Here is a 16,070-nt window from a genome sequence, read left to right as displayed (position 1 = left end):
TTTTGTCGTCTGAACTTTCGCGCCTTCCTCGCGGTTTTCGCGCATTTTCCTGGTAATTTCCCTGACTGAATCCCGCCAGGGCTTTCCCTTGTTCGACACGGTGGGCCCCGTCTGGCGAGGACTGGCCGGACGGCGCCGTTTCCGGCACTCAATTTCCTGCAAAGCCCCGGCCTATATGGCGAATGCGCACTACGTGCGTATTCGCCAAACATTTCATCGCCTTCTGCATGCCTCGCACGCATTACCAAAGGTATGGGAAAGGGTCGAAAAAATGTAGCTGGAGCGCGCAATTTGGATTGCTACGCTGCAATCACTGCATCAGCGACTGCGCCGGAACCGGAATCAACAAAGGATTGGATTCGACGCCAGGCAGACGTTAATGCGAGCTGAATCGCCGCGCTAGAACTTCTGGTCGTAACGGAGTTCGCCAGCATCAATTTTCTGAACCAGCCAGTTGGGATGACAAATGGCCCCTCATCTGACGTTCGCACCGGGCGACGCAATGCCGCCAGGCGCAATCAACACAGCGGGTACGCCTTCGGTGGCCCGGCCCATTGCCCTATCAGGCACTGACATTCTCACGGTCAAGAACCTGTCGAAGATCTTCGGTCCGAAGCCCGAGATTGCCGCGCAACTGGTCAAGCAGGGGCTGGGCCGCGATGAAGTCTTCAAGCGCACCGGCAACATGGTGGCGGTCAACAACGTCAGCCTCAACGTGAAGGCCGGCGAGATCTTCGTCATCATGGGCCTCTCGGGTTCCGGTAAATCGACGCTCGTGCGCCTGCTCAACCGGCTCATTGAACCGACGTCCGGCCAGGTCGTGCTCGAAGGCCGCGATATCGCGCCCATGTCCACGCCGGAGCTGCGTGAAGTGCGCCGCAAGAAGATGGCGATGGTGTTCCAGTCGTTTGCGCTGCTGCCGAACCGCACGGTGCTCGACAACATTGCGTATGGCCTCGAAGTCGCGGGCATGAAAAAGTCCGAGCGCTATGCAATCGCTCGCGCCGCGCTCACGCGCGTGGGTCTTGGCTCGTACGAAAAGCTTTTGCCCGGCGAACTCTCGGGCGGTATGCAGCAACGGGTCGGTCTTGCGCGCGCCCTCGCGGTCAATCCTGCCGTGCTGCTGATGGACGAAGCTTTCTCGGCACTCGATCCGCTCATCCGCTTCGAAATGCAAAGCGAATTGCTGCGGCTTCAGAAGGAAGAGCAGCGAACCATCGTCTTCATTTCGCACGATATCGAAGAGGCCATCAAGATCGGCGGCCGTATCGGCATCATGAAAGACGGCTGCCTGATCCAGGTCGGCACGCCGGCTGAACTCATCCAGTCGCCGGCAGACGACTACGTGCGGGACTTTTTCCGTCACGTCGACGTTTCGCGCTTCCTCAAGGCCGACCGCCTGATGACCCGCGTCGAGCGTGGACTCATTGCCGGCGACGTCGGTGCGCCGGCCGAGCGTTACCTCAATCAACTGATCGACAGCGGCGCCGAGTGTGGCTATGTGTGCGATCAAGCCGGCCGCTACCAGGGCTGCGTCACGCCCGCTTCGCTGCACAAGGCGGGCGCCCAACCGCTGCGCGAAGCGCTGCTCAAGGACCTGAGCACGGTCTCGCTGGACACCGACCTGCACGAACTCAGCGCGATCGCATTGAGCCAGCAACACGACGTGCCGGTCACGGACGCGGCGGGCAAGCTCGCGGGCGTCGTGTCGTGCCGAACGATACTCAAACAGGTTATGGAGCGGAGGGCAGCATGAATTCGTCAGGCATCGGCAAGTTCGCAGAGAACGCCGTCAATTTTCTCTTCAATCACTTCCAGGGCGGGTTCAACGCGTTTTCCGCGGCGCTCGGCGCTGTCGTCAAACTGCTCGAGGACGGTCTGGGCGCCATCCCATTCCTCGCGATGCTGGTGTTTCTTGTGGCGTTTGCGTTGTGGCGCCGCGGCATCGCATTCGCGGTGTTCGTCGGCATCGCGCTGATGCTCATTCACTACATGGGGCTGTGGCCGCAAACCGTTGCGACGCTCGCGCTCGTCGTGGCCGCGACGGTGTTCAGTCTGATTGTCGGCGTGCCGCTCGGCATCTGGGGCGCGCGAAACAAGCGCGTGGAAATGATCCTGCGCTCACTGCTCGATTTCATGCAGACCATGCCGGCGTTCGTTTATCTGATCCCTGCCGTGATCCTGTTCGGGCTGGGCCGCGTGCCTGCCGTGATCGCAACGGTCGTGTTCGCCATGCCGCCTGTCGTGCGACTCACGACGCTCGGCATTCGCCAGGTGCGCGAGGAACTGCTGGAAGCGGGCCGCTCGTTCGGCAGCACGGACGCGCAACTGCTCTGGAAAATCCAGCTGCCGAATGCATTGCCGTCCATCATGGCCGGTGTGAACCAGACCATCATGATGTCGCTTTCGATGGTCGTGATCGCCTCGATGATCGGCGCGGGCGGCCTGGGTGAGTATGTGTTGAGCGGCATTCAGCGCCTCGACATCGGCATCGGCTTCGAAGGCGGGCTCGGTGTCGTGCTGCTCGCCATCGTGCTGGACCGCCTGACGGAGACGTTTGGCGCGAAGGCGAAGAAGAGGAGATCTGTCGCGAAAGTGAGCAAGGGCAGCACCACCGAAGCCGCGCATAGCTGACCAGCCGGTTACCTGCAAGTCACAGGCAGGTAACCGTGAAGGAACGGGTAGTTTCCACATCAATACGGAGTACTAACATGATTAGCGATGTTTTCAAATCACTCGTGACGAAGGTTGCGCTATCGACGGTTCTCGCCATGAGTGTCGGCGTCGGGTCTGCCGTGGCCGCGGAGCCGATCAAGATGGCGGTCACGGACTGGGCGGATGTACTCGCCACGGCCAATGTCGCCAAATACGTGCTCGAGACCAAACTGAACCAGCCGGTCAAGTTCGTCAATGCCGATATCGGCATTCAGTTTCAGGGCGTGGCGCGCGGCGACCTCGACATCATGGTGGGCGGCTGGCTGCCGGTGACGCACGCCGTGTACTACGCGAAGTACAAGAACGATCTGGACGATGTCGGCGTGATCTACACGGGCGGCAGAAACGGCTGGGCCGTGCCTGCATACGTGCCGGAGTCCCAGGTTTCGTCGATTTCCGATCTGAACAAGCCGGAAGTCAAGAGCAAGCTCGACGGCACGATTCAGGGCATTGGTCCGGGTGCGGGCCTGATGCAAGCCTCGCAGAAGTCGGTTGAGGCATACAACCTGAACGGCTACAACCTCCAGTCATCGAGCGAAGCCGGCATGCTCGCCGCCGTGTCGCGTGCGTATCAAACGAAGCAATGGGTCGTGGCCACGGTCTGGAGCCCGCACTGGCTTTGGCAGAAATGGCAGATGCGCTATTTGAAGGACCCTAAGGGCACGCTGGGCGGCGAAGAGCAGATTCACGCGTTCGCGTCCAAACAGTTCGCCACGAAGTTTCCCCGCGCCGATGTGTTCTTCAAGCATTTCAAGCTGACGCTGGCGGATGTCGAAGCGATCGAGCTCGAAGGCAACAGCACGAACGACTACGCGAGCGCTGCGAAGAAGTTCGTCGACGCCCACCCGGACAAGCTGAAAGCCTGGCTGCAGCAGTAAGCCGGCGATCCGTATTCAAGGGGCAGGAAGGGCCCGCTGCCCCAGCGATTTTCAAGTTCCAGCAGGGCCTGCAAGACACGATTACTTCCTGGAGTGACCCGTGAGCGAAAACTCGTGCTTCTTTTCTGAAACGCTCCAAAGCCGTGACCCGGTCATCGCATCCGAGATCGCGCTCGAATTGCGCCGCCAGCAAACGCAGATCGAATTGATCGCTTCCGAGAACATTGTTTCGGCGGCGGTGATGGAAGCGCAAGGGACGGTGCTGACCAACAAGTATGCCGAGGGCTACCCGTCGAAGCGCTATTACGGCGGCTGCGAACACGTGGACCGCGTCGAGGCGCTCGCCATCGACCGCGTGAAGGCGCTGTTCGACGCCGAGTACGCCAATGTGCAGCCGCATTCCGGCGCGCAGGCAAACGGTGCGGTCATGCTCGCCCTCGTGAAGCCCGGCGACACGGTGATGGGCATGTCGCTCGACGCGGGCGGCCACCTCACTCACGGCGCGCGACCGGCGCTTTCCGGCAAGTGGTTCAACGCGGTGCAGTATGGCGTGAGCCCGCAGACGTACCGTATCGACTACGACGCGGTGCGCAGACAGGCGCAGGAGCACCGCCCGAAACTCATGATCGCGGGCTATTCCGCGTATCCGCGCGCGCTCGACTTTGCGGCTTTCCGTGAAATCGCCGATAGCGTCGGTGCGCTGCTCATGGTCGACATGGCGCATATCGCGGGCATTGTCGCGGCCGGACGGCACGACAACCCGATCAAGTACGCGGACGTGGTGACGTCGACCACGCACAAGACGCTTCGTGGTCCGCGCGGTGGCTTCATCCTCACCAACAACCCCGACATCGCGAAGAAGATCAACTCCGCCGTGTTCCCCGGCCTGCAGGGTGGTCCGCTCATGCACGTCATTGCGGGCAAGGCGGTGGCGTTCGGCGAAGCGCTGCGTCCGGAGTTCGCGAGCTACATCGACCGCGTGCTGCGCAACGCCGCGGCGCTGGGCAACGTGCTGCAATCGGGCGGGCTTTCGCTCGTCACGGGCGGCACCGACAACCATTTGCTGCTCGTCGATCTTCGTTCCAAACGCATCACGGGCACGCAGGCCGAAAAAGCGCTCGAGCGCGCGGGCATCACCTGCAACAAGAACGGCATTCCGTTCGACACGGAGAACCCGACCGTGACCTCAGGCATCCGGCTTGGCACGCCTGCCGGCACGACGCGCGGATTCGGCACGGCCCAGTTCGAGCAGATTGGCGAAATGATTCTTGAAGTGTTGGCGGGACTCGAGCGCGAGCCCGGCGGCGACGAGCAGGTCGAGCGCGCCGTGCGCAGCCGCGTGAGAGACCTGTGCCACCAGTTCCCGATTTATTCGCACGCCGACGCCCTGGCGTAAGCCAGGCGCTCAGGGCCGCGAATGCAGTGAATATCCGATTATCTGTTTGAAGATTATTGAAGAGAGGAATCAAAATGAGCTTCGAGGGCGTACATACTCCGCTGGTCACGCCGTTTAAAGAGGACGGTGAAATCGACCACGCTTTGCTCGGCAAGCATGCAGCGAATCTCGCAGGCCGCGTAGCGGGCCTTGGAATCGGCGGCACCACGGGCGAATACTATGCGTTGAGCTTCGAGGAACGCGTCAAGACGTTCAACACCGTTGCGGAGGCGGCGGGCGGCAAAACGTATCTGACCGCGGGCATCAACGCGACCACGACGAAGGAGGTGATTCGCCTGGGCCTGGAGGCGAAGCGCGCCGGTTTGTCGTCGCTGCTGGTTGCCGCGCCTTACTACGCGCAGCCGACGCAGGAGGAACTGCTCAGCCACATGCTGAAGGTGGACGACGCGCTCGACATGCCGATCATGCTGTACAACTTTCCGGCCCGCACGGGAACGGAGATCAGCGACGGCGTGCTGGCAACGCTGCTGGAGCGTCCGAACTTTATCGCCATGAAGGAAAGCACCGGCGATATTTCACATCTGCATCATCTCGTCACGCACTTCAAGGACCGCTTGGTGCTCAGTTGCGGCATGGACGACCAGGCGCTCGAATTCTTTGCGTGGGGCGCGAAGAGTTGGGTTGGCGGCGCATCGAACTTCCTGCCGGAAGCGCACACGGCGCTTTTCGACGCGTGCGTCAAACACAACGACTTCGTGCTGGGCCGCCAACTGATGTCGCAATTGCTGCCGGTGCTCGAACTGCTCGAGCGCAGCGGAAAATTCATCCAGTACGTGCGCTATGGTTGCGAACTGGTGGGGCTGCCGGTTGGCGTGGCGCGTGCACCGCTCGGTTCGCTCACGCAAGAGGAACGCAGCGCATTTGCGCAGCTTGTGAAACCGCTCATTCGCAACGCCCAGTAACAACAGAAAATGGTCTCGAACCTGGAATTCGCGCGCTTTCCTGCGCCAGACGGCGTCAACGGGTGGTGGGAAAGTCTCCCGCCAGCGCGGCCTGCCAAAACGGTGTCGGCTGAGCTTCGATACGACTGGGTCGTTGTGGGCGGTGGGATCACCGGGCTTTGTGCCGCGCGGCGGCTTGCCGAGTTGTCGCCCGATGCGTCGATCGCGCTGGTCGAGGCCGATCGCATTGGGCGCACGACGGCCGGACGCAATTCCGGATTCTTCGTCGATTTGCCGCACGACATCAGCAGTGAAAGCTATTCGCGCAGCGTCGCGGAGGACAAGGCCGACGTGCGTTTCCAGCGGCACGGCATCGACTACGTGCGCTCGATCGTACGCGTGCACAACATCGACTGCGATTGGCGCGACGACGGTAAATTCCACGCCAGCGTCAACAAGAAAGGGCTCGACGCGCTAAAGCATTTTGCGCAGGGGCTGACGCGCATCGACGAAGCATTCGAATGGCTCGATCAACCCGCCATTCGTGCGGTGACCGGCACGGACTTTTACCAGGGCGCGCTATTCACGCCGGGATGCAGCACGGTGCAGCCGGCGGCGCTCATGCGAGGACTGGCGGCTACGCAACCGGAAAACGTCACGGTGTTCGAAATGAGCGCGGTGACGCAGGTCGAGCAGCGCGGCAACGAGAAAGTCCTGCATTTCGCCCGGGGAAAGATCGTCGCCAAACAGGTGATTCTCTGTACGAACGCGTACGCGGCGACGTTCGGTATTCACCCCAATGGCTTGCTGCCCGTGTACACGTTTGCGTCGATGACTCGTGTCATGAATGCCGCCGAGGTTGAAAAGCTGGGCGGCACGCGATCGTGGTCGCTGATTCCGGCGGACCCCATGGGCACGACGGTGCGCCGTCTGGCCACGGACCGTATTTGCGTGCGCAACCATTTCGCGTTCAGGCCCGGGTTGCAGGTCTCGGAATCCGATCTCGCGAAGGCGAAAGCGCTGCATCAACGCTCGTTCGACCGCCGGTTCCCCATGCTCAAGGGTGTCGAACTCGAGTACACGTGGGGCGGTCCGTTGTGTCTTTCGGCGAACAACGGCGCGCTATTCGGTCGCCGCGACGACGGCATCCTGGAAGCGGTGGGATGCAATGGCCTCGGGCTGAGCAGAGGGTCTTCGTCGGGCAAGCTGATCGCCGAATATGCGCTAGGCCAGACCAACGATCTGATCCAGCAGCTTCTGAAGCAGCCGCACCCGCGTTCGCTGCCGGTTCGGCCGATCGTCGACATGGCGGTGTCGGCGACGATCTGGGCGAAGGAAATGTCGGCGGGAGCCGAGCTTTAATTAACCAAGGACACGAGATGACGACGCATCAAGAGTGGAAGCAGAAAGCAGCGGCACTATCGCTCGACGGACGGGCATTCATTGCCGGAGAGCGGTGTGGATCGGCATCGAGCGAAACGTTCGCCACCCTCAATCCCGCATCGGGCCAGGTGCTCGCGGAAGTGGCGAAATGCGGCGAAAAGGATGTGGACCACGCAGTTGCGGCCGCGCGCAATGCATTCGAATCCGGCGTGTGGTCGAAGGCTGCGCCGGCGCATCGCAAGGCGGTGCTGCTTCGCCTCGCGCAACTGATCGAATCGCATACGGACGAACTGGCGCTGCTCGAAGCGCTGGAAGCGGGCAAGCCGATCAGCGAATGTCTCGCGCTTGATATTCCCGAGTCGGCAGCTTGTATTCGTTGGCATGCCGAAGTGACGGACAAGCGTTACGACGCGCTGTCGCCTTCCGGCGCGGATGTCGTCAGCATGATTACGCGCGAGCCGATAGGCGTAGTGGGCGCGGTGCTGCCGTGGAATTTCCCCGCGCTGATGCTGGCCTGGAAAATCGGGCCGGCTTTGTCGGTCGGCAATAGCGTGATCGTGAAGCCGGCGGAGCAAACGTCACTCTCTACGCTGCGCATTGCCGATCTCGCTCTCGAAGCGGGCGTGCCCGCGGGCGTATTCAGCGTCGTCACGGGCTTTGGGGAAAGCGCGGGACAGGCGCTGGGCCGCCATCCCGATGTTGACCTCGTTGCGTTCACCGGGTCGACGGCGACCGGCAAGCGCTTTCTGCATTATTCCGCGGATACCAATCTGAAGCGGGTGCTGCTCGAATGCGGCGGGAAGAACCCCCAGGTGATTCTGCCCGATGTCGCGAATCTCGATGCGGTCGCCGAACAGGCTGTTGCCGCGGCATTCTGGAACATGGGGGAAAACTGCAGCGCCGGCTCGCGCATTCTCGTGCCTTCGAGCAAGCGGGCGGAACTGGTGGAGAAAGTCCAGGCCGTACTGGCGGGCTGGAGGACCGGCGATCCGCTCGACCCCGACGTCAAGCTTGGCGCGCTCATCGAGCAGAAGCACTACGAGAAAGTGCTCGCGCACATCGAGAAAGCGAAGGAGCAGGGCGCGCGCGCGGTGTGCGGCGGGCGTGCCGCGCTAACCGAAACGGGCGGATGGTTCGTCGAGCCCACGATCTTCGATCAGGTCACGCCGGACATGGCCATCGCGCGGGAAGAAGTGTTCGGGCCTGTCGTGTGCTTTATCGAATACGACGATGTGGAAGACGCCATTCGCATCGCGAACGACACGTGCTACGGTCTGGCCGCTTCGTTGTGGACGGATAACGTGAACAGTGCGCATAAGGTCGCTTCGCGTATCCGCGCAGGCACGGTCACGGTAAACTGTTTCGGCGAAGGTGACCTTTCGACGCCATTCGGCGGATTCAAGCAATCGGGCTTTGGTGGGCGCGACAAGTCTGTCTATGCACACGACCAGTATTGCGAGCTAAAGACCACCTGGCTGAAGCTGGCGTGAATGGGTAGCGATAAAGCGGGAGAGCGGGCCGTCAGGCCCGTGCACACACGATGAAGGGGGAGCGGGTTGTTGGCGGAACGTAAGCCACGGTATGAACCACATCACTTGCCACCGGGAATACGGACTCGCACACTATTCTCATCCGAATCCCTTTATGGTTCGTGGCGCGCTTGAACGCGCCATGCGGGCACCCGTTTAAAGAGCGCAAGCCATGTTAAAGAAGCAGCTATTCGCAGACAGACTCCTCGCCCAGATGCCGTCGCTGCGGGCGCTCCGGTGCTTCGTGACCGCGGCGCGCTACGAAAGCTTCACCCAGGCGGCGGAGGTGCTTTGCGTCACGCAGGCCGCAATCAGCAGACAAATCAAGGAGCTGGAAGATTCGCTCGATGTCGCGCTGTTCGAGCGCACCGGCCGGCATATCGCGCTGACCGATGCGGGACGCATCCTGTACAACGCGTCGTACCTCTCCATCATGAATATCGCCGAGGCGGCGGAGGCAGTGCGCCGCACGGACCGGCACGCGTTGACGATTTGCGTCTCCCATACGTTCTCGGCCCTGTGGCTGTCGCAGCGCCTGCCGGCGTTTCGCGAGCGCTTTCCAGAGATCCAGCTGAATGTGATGGTCACCGAGCACTTCATGGAGTTGGACGAACTCATGGAGCCCGACATCATCATCACGAAGAATCCACCGCGTGAGCCGGAATACGAGGTGGAGCCGTTATTTCATGATGTCGTCTACCCGGTTTGCAGCCCGACGTTTTACGACCGGCATTTTCGCGGCAAGAAACTCAAGCCGCTCGATCTGCTTTCGCAACCCACGTTGAATCTTTCGTTGCTCGGGCGCGCCCAGGTTTGTGAACACGTGGACTGGCGCGTGTGGCGCAACTGGTTTCAGCAGGGCGACGGCACGGACATGCTGACTGAAAACAGACATCTGGAGAGCAACGACTATCGGCTTCTGGTCGCGCAGGCGGAAGCCGGCGAAGGCACGCTGCTGGGCTGGCACCACTTACTCCACCACCAGGTCGAGCAAGGCCGCCTGATACGGCCAGTGCCCGATGCGCTCGTCTTTAGAGACCGCTACCACTATTTGATTACGCACCGGAACGCGCGGCCACGCACCGAGTATCTGCAGTTTCGAAACTGGCTGACCGAAGAAGCCGGCACAATGATGCGCGACTGGCTCGACGCCGGCGTTGCGGTCACAGGCTAACGGGTAGCGGATAACAGCCTTCGACCGTATCGATTGTTTGATATGTATTTGCACAGGCGGCCCCATGGTTCACCCCACGATTGACAGCGAAGCGACAGCCGCAAGGCGGCTGCGTTTCGGGATCGTGCTATTGCCCAACTTCACGTTGACCGCCTTTTCCGGCTTCGTCGACCTGCTCAGGCTCGCAAGCGACGAAGGCGACATGAGCCGGCCGGTGCGGTGCTCATGGACCATCGTCGGCGAAAATCTCGTCCCCGTTCGCGCGAGCTGCGGCATCCAGATCACACCGTGGACGACCTTCGAGGAGGCCGAGGCGTTCGACTATGTCGTGATCGTAGGCGGACTGCTGCATTCGGGGCCGCCTGCCAGCGACGCGACACTCGCCTTCATTCGCGCCATGGCCGAGACGCCGGCCACGCTCGTCGGACTCTGCACCGGGGCATTCGCGCTCGCGAGAGCCGGCGTGATGAACGGATATCGCATATGCGTGAGCTGGTTCCACTACTGGGATTTCGTGGAGCGTTTCCCGCAAGTCGATGAGCGTGACCTCGTTGCCGACCGGCTCTTTGTGATCGACAGAAGGCGCATTACGTGTTCGGGCGGCCGTGCGTCGATCGACGTTGCCGCGGCTATTCTGCTGCGCCATGTCGAGGCCACCATCGTGCGCAAGGCGCTGCGTATTCTGCTCGTGGACGATGCGCAAAAAGGCAATGCGCCGCAACCGCATCCTCCGGGTCTCGAGCCCGCTACGCATCCGAAGGTCAGGCGCGCGATTCTGCTGATGGAGCAGCACGTGGGCCAGCCGCTGAGTCTGCCGGATCTGGCCCATCGGCTCGATGTTTCGGTGCGCCAGCTCGAACGCCTTTTCACGACGGAGACCGGCAAATCTCCGGGCGCATACGCGCGGCAGATTCGCCTGCGCATGGCGTCGTGGCTGTTGACGAGTTCGGACCGCACCGTTGCGGATATTGCGTCGTCATGCGGTTTTTCCGACGCTTCGCACCTCGGCCGCGAGTTCCGCAAGGAGTTTGGCGCGTCGCCCAACGAATATCGCACGACGCGGCTGCCGAGTTCGCATGAGGCGCTACTGGGCACGCCGGAGCCGGATACGCCGTTGCCTGCTGACTATGTCGAGGCACCCGCTCAGCAACTGGGCGCGCCGTAACAAGCGCGACGTGCGGCGCTGAATGCCGCACGTCGGGCCGGGCCCGCGTCAAGCCAACGCTTTGGCGTGATACGCCATATGCTCGCCGATAAAGCTGGCGATGAAGTAGTAGCTGTGGTCGTAGCCTTCGCGAACGTTGAGATGCAGCGGATGTCCCGCTTTCTCGCAGGCCGCCTGCAGCAGTTCCGGCCGCAACTGCGTGCTCAGGAAATCGTCGCCGCCGCCTTGCTCCACGAGCAGCGGCAGCTTTTCGCTCGCGCTTTTGCCCCCGTTAGCGACCAGATCCACGGCGTCATACTGCTGCCACGTTGCGCGGTCGTCGCCAAGATAGGCGGCAAGCGCCTTTTGTCCCCACGGCACCCGGCTTGGCGCGACGATTGGCGAGAACGCGGAGACGCTGCGATAACGGCCCGGATTGCGCAGCGCAACGACCATTGCGCCGTGCCCGCCCATCGAGTGCCCGCTGATCGAGCGTGCGTCGCTTGCCGCAAACCCGGCCTCGACAACGGCCGGCAATTCGGTGACCACGTAGTCGTACATGCGGAAGTGCTTCGCCCACGGTTCGCGCGTGGCGTTCACGTAGAAGCCTGCACCCTGGCCGAGATCGTAGTCGGGTGAATCGGCCACGTCGCTGCCGCGCGGACTCGTATCTGGCGCGACGACGATGATCCCGTGTTGCGCCGCGTAACGTTGCACGCCGGCCTTGGTGATGAAGTTTTGTTCGGTGCAGGTGAGGCCCGAAAGCCAGTACAGCACGGGGCATTTCTGCCCGCGCAACGCGGCCTCGGGCAGATAGATACCAAACTTCATTTCGCCGCCGACGGTGGAAGAGGCGTGCTTCCACACCTCCTGGCTGCCGCCGTGGCTGACGTGTTTTTCAATGCGCTCCATAAGCGTTTCAGGCCTCCCGGTAAGTGCCTTTGGCCTTCGCGGCCTGGGTGGAGAGAAGATCCATGAGCGTGGGGCTCAGGCAGTCGTACGGCTCGAGGCCCTTGTCGCGCAGCGTTTGGCGCACGTCGGCCATGGCCGAAGGCGGCGTGCCGCTCTCGATGATCGAGGAGACGAAGGCCGCAAAGCCGGGGCCGTCCCAGCCCGCTTCCTTCGACAGCTCGGTGTGAATGAAGTCGAGCCCGTAGAACGCGTGATCCTTGTTCTCGATGCGGCCATACAGATGCGTGCCGCAGCCGGTACAGGCATGGCGCCGGATCGTGGCCTTCTCGTCCACGACCTTCAGCTTTTCCCCGTGCGCCGTGACCGTCAACTTGTCGCGCGGCACGACGCCGACGACGGAAAACAGCGCGCCTGCGGGCTTCCAGCACTGGGTGCAGCCGCAGGCATGGTTGAACAGGACCTGCGAGTCGATGCGGACTTCGACCGGGTCTTGTGCGCACTGGCAGCGCAGCGTGCCGCCTGCGAAATTCTCGGCGCCTTTCTGAATGCCGCGATCAACCGTTGGGTGAATAGCTGAGGCCATGGTCTCTCTCCTTCCTTGCGTGTCAGTAATGAACGACGGTCCGGATCGATTTGCCCTCGTGCATCAAGTCGAACGCTTCGTTGATGCCCGAAAGCGGCTTTGTGTGCGTGACGAACGGCGCGAGCTGGATCTTGCCTGCCATCGCGTCTTCGACCATGCCCGGCAACTGCGAGCGGCCTTTCACGCCGCCAAAGGCCGTGCCCAGCCAGCGGCGGCCGGTCACGAGCTGGAACGGGCGCGTGGAGATCTCCTGACCCGCGCCCGCCACGCCGATCACGACCGACTGGCCCCAGCCGCGGTGCGCGCATTCGAGCGCCGCGCGCATGACGTTGACGTTGCCGATACATTCGAAGCTGTGATCCACGCCCCAGCCCGTCATGTCGACGATCACCTGCTGAATGGGCTTTTCGTGATCCTTGGGGTTCACGCAGTCGGTGGCGCCAAAGGCGCGCGCCAGATCGAATTTGCCCGGATTGGTGTCGACGGCGATGATGCGGCCGGCCTTGGCGAGCTTCGCGCCCTGGATCACCGCCAGTCCGATGCCGCCCAGACCGAATACGGCGACGGTATCGCCTTCCTGCACCTTGGCGGTGTTCTTCACCGCGCCCAAACCCGTGGTCACGCCGCAGCCGAGCAGGCACACTTGCTCGGGATTGGCTTGCGGGTTGATCTTGGCGAGTGACACTTCGGCCACCACGGTGTACTCGCTGAACGTGGAGCAGCCCATGTAGTGGTAGAGGGGCTGGCCGTTGTAGCTGAACCGGCTCGTGCCGTCGGGCATCACGCCCTTGCCCTGGGTCGCGCGCACGGACACGCACAGATTGGTCTTGCCGCTCTTGCAGAAGAGGCACTCGCCGCATTCGGCGGTGTAGAGCGGGATCACGTGGTCGCCGGGCTTCACGCTGGTCACGCCTTCGCCCACTTCCACGACGATCCCGGCGCCTTCGTGGCCGAGCACGACGGGGAAGAGGCCTTCGGGGTCGTCGCCCGAGAGCGTGAAGGCGTCGGTGTGACAAACGCCGGTATGCGTGATCTTCACCAGCACCTCGCCCTTGCGGGGCGGTTCGACGTCGATCTCGACGATCTCGAGGGGCTTGCCCGGCGCAAACGCTACTGCAGCACGCGATTTCATAGTAGTCCTGTAAAAAAAGGGTTCAGCCAAATCGGGGCGGGAAAACCCGCGGTGAGTTAGCGTAAGTAGGTTCGAACGAGGGTCACGACGTCGTCGATCGATCCCGGAGATTCCGCTGATCCTGCAAGGTGGGTGAACTCTTCGCGCAGGTGGCTTTCGAGCACACCGGCCATCACGCCATTGATCGCGCCGCGAATCGCCGCCAGTTGCTGGAGCACGGGCGCGCAGTCGGCGCCTTCCTCCAGCGCGCGCTCGAGCGCGTCCAGCTGGCCGCGAACCCGGCGCACGCGCGTGAGCACGCGCTTCTTTTCTTCGGGGGAATGAGGCATGACCGCATCGATAATGGGGATACTGTGGGGCAGTATAGGGCAATACTGCTGGGGAGTATACGTTTGCATCGATTTTGCTGCTGGAATGCCAGTTGAATAGCGGGGCTGTTCCCGCAGGGCATGCGGCGCATAATGGACGCGCGTACCGCCCGAGGAGGCGACTCATGGCGACGAAGCGAACAAGAAGCCAGAAAAGAGAGCACGACCCCGCGGCGCCCAGGCAGATCGCGCTGGCGTTGCAGGGCGGCGGGATGCACGGCGCGTTCACATGGGGTGTGCTCGACCGCCTGCTCGAAGACGAACGGCTCGCGATCGAAGGCGTGAGCGCGACCAGCGCCGGCGCCATGAACGGCGCGGTGCTTGCGTATGGGCTCATGAAGGGCGGTGTGGGCGGCGCGCGCGAGGCGCTCGATCGCTTCTGGCATGCGGTTGCCGAGTCGGCCGAACGCTACAACCCGCTGCGCTGGGTGCCGTGGCTCAAGGGCTCGCACAGCTTTGGGCTCGATCATTCGCCGCTCTATGCGGTTGCCGACATGATGCTGCGCGTGTTTTCGCCTTATCAGTTCAATCCGGGCAACCTGAACCCGTTGCGCGAGGTGCTGGAAAGCCAGGTCGACTTTGCCGCGCTGCGCAAGGCCTGCCCCATTTTGCTGTACCTGTGCGCGACCAACGTGGAGACGGGCAAGATACGCCTCTTCACGGGTGAGGATATCTGCGCGGACGCCGTGCTCGCCTCAGCATGCGTGCCAACGCTGTTCCATGCCGTCACGGTCGCGGGTGAGCACTACTGGGACGGCGGCTATATGGGCAACCCGGCCATTTATCCGCTGATCTATCACTGCAAGACGCGCGACGTGGTGATCGTCCACATCAACCCGCTCGTGCGGCCAGGTGTGCCGGTCACGGCGGCGGACATTCTGAACCGCATCAGCGAAATCAGTTTCAACTCGTCGCTCATGCGCGAAATGCGTGCCATTGCCTTCGTGACGGAGTTGATCCAGCAACACAAACTCGCTCAGGACGAAATGAAGGAAATGCTGATCCATTCGATCCGCTCCGACGCCGCCATGTGTGCGCTCAGCGTGTCGAGCAAATACAACGCGGATTGGGATTTTCTGTGCGAGCTGCGCGACAACGGCCGCAAGGAAGCCGACGCGTGGCTCACGCAGCATTATGCGGATATCGGTCAGCGCTCGAGCATCGACATTCGCAAGGAATTTCTCTGAAAATCGCGCAGTGCGCAAAGGAGCAGCGGTGAACAGCACGCAGGAACGCTTCGTCGCGTTATGGTCGCGCAGTGGGGGCGCGAACGCGGAGAGCGTCTGCGCCGATCTCGTGCGCCGCTATGGGGAACCGGGGCGCCACTATCACACGTTGCAGCACGTGCGCCGTTGCCTGCGCGATTTCGATCTGGCGCGCGAGGTCATTGCGCATGGCGATCTCGTGGAACTCGCGTTGTGGTGCCACGATGTGATCTATGTTCCGGGCGCGAGAGATAACGAACAGCGCAGTGCGGACTGGCTTCGGCGCTGCGCCGCCAATCGCATTGCGGCATGCGAGCGCATTTGCGAGGCGATTCTCGCGACCTGCCATCACCGCGTTCCCGATGATCTCGATGCGTGCTTCGTCTGCGACATCGATCTCGCGTCACTCGGCGCGCCGCGCCGCCAGTTTTGCGACAACGGTGTGCGCTTGAGAGCCGAGCGCCCGGACCTCGACGAGCACGCGTACGCCATGCAGGAGCGAAAGTTGTTGCAAGGCCTGCTTGCGCGGCCGCGCATTTACCTGACCGATTACTTTCATTCACAGTGCGAGGCGGCGGCACGCGAGAATCTCACGTGGCGCCTCGCGCAGCCTCTGCCGGGCGCTGCGTTATGAAGTCAGGTACGCAATTCAGGATTTCCTGACCCAAAATTCAGCAAACCCCCGCGCCAATTTACGGCTTAATCGCATT

General features: G+C 62.3%; 15 protein-coding genes. 11 read left to right on the top strand and 4 right to left on the bottom strand.

Annotated features, from left to right (window positions below; translation table 11 throughout):
• The first annotated feature begins 466 nt into the window (after positions 1–466).
• The 9 genes from U5A52_RS32200 (at position 467) to U5A52_RS32160 (ending at position 11,181) form a co-directional block, all read left to right on the top strand.
• Positions 467–1,756, top strand: a complete 1,290-nt coding sequence (locus tag U5A52_RS32200; protein ID WP_321913496.1) for a glycine betaine/L-proline ABC transporter ATP-binding protein — start codon at positions 467–469, stop codon at positions 1,754–1,756.
• Positions 1,753–2,634: a proline/glycine betaine ABC transporter permease gene (locus U5A52_RS32195; RefSeq protein WP_321937923.1), complete on the top strand. Its 882-nt coding sequence runs from the start codon at positions 1,753–1,755 to the stop codon at positions 2,632–2,634. The genes U5A52_RS32200 and U5A52_RS32195 overlap by 4 nt, the downstream gene beginning before the upstream one ends.
• A 77-nt stretch (positions 2,635–2,711) precedes the next feature.
• Positions 2,712–3,593 (top strand): glycine betaine ABC transporter substrate-binding protein, encoded by an 882-nt coding sequence (locus U5A52_RS32190; protein WP_321913494.1) that lies wholly within the window; start codon positions 2,712–2,714, stop codon positions 3,591–3,593.
• Between the two features lie 100 nt (positions 3,594–3,693).
• Positions 3,694–4,989: a serine hydroxymethyltransferase gene (glyA, locus tag U5A52_RS32185; RefSeq protein WP_321913493.1), complete on the top strand. Its 1,296-nt coding sequence runs from the start codon at positions 3,694–3,696 to the stop codon at positions 4,987–4,989.
• Positions 4,990–5,063: 74 nt separating this feature from the next.
• Complete coding sequence (locus U5A52_RS32180) at positions 5,064–5,951, top strand: dihydrodipicolinate synthase family protein (RefSeq protein WP_321913492.1); 888 nt, start codon at positions 5,064–5,066, stop codon at positions 5,949–5,951.
• A 9-nt stretch (positions 5,952–5,960) separates the two neighbouring features.
• A complete protein-coding gene (locus U5A52_RS32175) occupies positions 5,961–7,292 on the top strand; it encodes an FAD-binding oxidoreductase (protein ID WP_321937920.1) in 1,332 nt (443 codons plus the stop codon).
• A 17-nt stretch (positions 7,293–7,309) separates the two neighbouring features.
• Positions 7,310–8,803, top strand: coding sequence for an aldehyde dehydrogenase (locus U5A52_RS32170; RefSeq protein WP_321937918.1), 1,494 nt, complete (start codon positions 7,310–7,312; stop codon positions 8,801–8,803).
• Between the two features lie 211 nt (positions 8,804–9,014).
• A complete protein-coding gene (locus U5A52_RS32165; RefSeq protein WP_321913489.1) occupies positions 9,015–10,016 on the top strand; it encodes a LysR substrate-binding domain-containing protein in 1,002 nt (333 codons plus the stop codon).
• Between the two features lie 64 nt (positions 10,017–10,080).
• Positions 10,081–11,181, top strand: a complete 1,101-nt coding sequence (locus U5A52_RS32160; protein ID WP_321937916.1) for a GlxA family transcriptional regulator — start codon at positions 10,081–10,083, stop codon at positions 11,179–11,181.
• 48 nt (positions 11,182–11,229) lie between these two features.
• Here U5A52_RS32160 and fghA read toward each other — a convergent pair whose 3' ends face one another.
• The 4 genes from fghA to frmR are packed head-to-tail and all read right to left on the bottom strand — an operon-like array spanning position 11,230 to position 14,116.
• A complete protein-coding gene (fghA, locus tag U5A52_RS32155; RefSeq protein WP_321937914.1) occupies positions 11,230–12,072 on the bottom strand; it encodes an S-formylglutathione hydrolase in 843 nt (280 codons plus the stop codon).
• Positions 12,073–12,079: 7 nt separating this feature from the next.
• Entirely contained in the window at positions 12,080–12,655 is a 576-nt protein-coding gene (gene gfa / locus U5A52_RS32150) for an S-(hydroxymethyl)glutathione synthase (protein WP_321913486.1), read from the bottom strand.
• A 22-nt stretch (positions 12,656–12,677) separates the two neighbouring features.
• Positions 12,678–13,787, bottom strand: coding sequence for an S-(hydroxymethyl)glutathione dehydrogenase/class III alcohol dehydrogenase (locus tag U5A52_RS32145; protein WP_233888494.1), 1,110 nt, complete (start codon positions 13,785–13,787; stop codon positions 12,678–12,680).
• A 56-nt stretch (positions 13,788–13,843) separates the two neighbouring features.
• Positions 13,844–14,116, bottom strand: coding sequence for a formaldehyde-responsive transcriptional repressor FrmR (frmR, locus tag U5A52_RS32140; RefSeq protein ID WP_028221606.1), 273 nt, complete (start codon positions 14,114–14,116; stop codon positions 13,844–13,846).
• A gap of 164 nt (positions 14,117–14,280) precedes the next feature.
• Here frmR and U5A52_RS32135 point away from each other — a divergent pair, with 164 nt between their 5' ends.
• Together U5A52_RS32135 and U5A52_RS32130 are read left to right on the top strand one after the other, a co-directional pair.
• Positions 14,281–15,342: a patatin-like phospholipase family protein gene (locus tag U5A52_RS32135; protein ID WP_321913485.1), complete on the top strand. Its 1,062-nt coding sequence runs from the start codon at positions 14,281–14,283 to the stop codon at positions 15,340–15,342.
• A gap of 28 nt (positions 15,343–15,370) precedes the next feature.
• Positions 15,371–15,994 carry a hypothetical protein gene (locus tag U5A52_RS32130; RefSeq protein WP_321913484.1) on the top strand — a complete coding sequence of 208 codons (624 nt, stop codon included), beginning with the start codon at positions 15,371–15,373 and terminating at the stop codon, positions 15,992–15,994.
• The last annotated feature ends 76 nt before the right edge of the window (positions 15,995–16,070 follow it).

The organism is Paraburkholderia sp. J8-2 (assembly GCF_905220195.1).
Taxonomy (GTDB): domain Bacteria; phylum Pseudomonadota; class Gammaproteobacteria; order Burkholderiales; family Burkholderiaceae; genus Paraburkholderia.
The sequence above is the reverse complement of the archived record's forward strand: the minus strand, read 5'-3'. Positions and strand labels throughout refer to the sequence as shown.